The organism is Paraburkholderia sp. SIMBA_027, assembly GCF_046535315.1.
Classification (GTDB): domain Bacteria; phylum Pseudomonadota; class Gammaproteobacteria; order Burkholderiales; family Burkholderiaceae; genus Paraburkholderia; species Paraburkholderia tropica.
Genome location: NZ_JAWRWY010001773.1, coordinates 1 through 229, shown reverse-complemented (window position 1 = coordinate 229; position 229 = coordinate 1). Strand labels below are relative to the sequence as shown.

General features: G+C 46.3%; 1 protein-coding gene. It reads left to right on the top strand.

All coding sequences use genetic code 11. The features are described from left to right. Positions 1-229 (top strand): hypothetical protein (locus SB764_RS45255; RefSeq protein ID WP_410867474.1); only part of this gene is annotated, 229 nt, incomplete at both ends.

The following is a 229-nucleotide window of genomic DNA, read 5'->3' as shown; positions in this document are numbered from 1 at the left end:
GAAGTATGATAACAATAAGCTTCAGCCGACTTCCGCAGTATTGATCAACCCTAATGACGGCAGCTCGAAGACAGCAATCAGATATGATGATTACGATGCCCAAGGCAGTCTTCGTCAGTATACCGCTGTGGGTGATGAAAGTACAGGGAAAGGAGTCATAACAACGGTAATCTGGGGCTATAACAATACGATGCCTATTGCAGAGGTGAAAGGAGCTTCGCTGACAGAC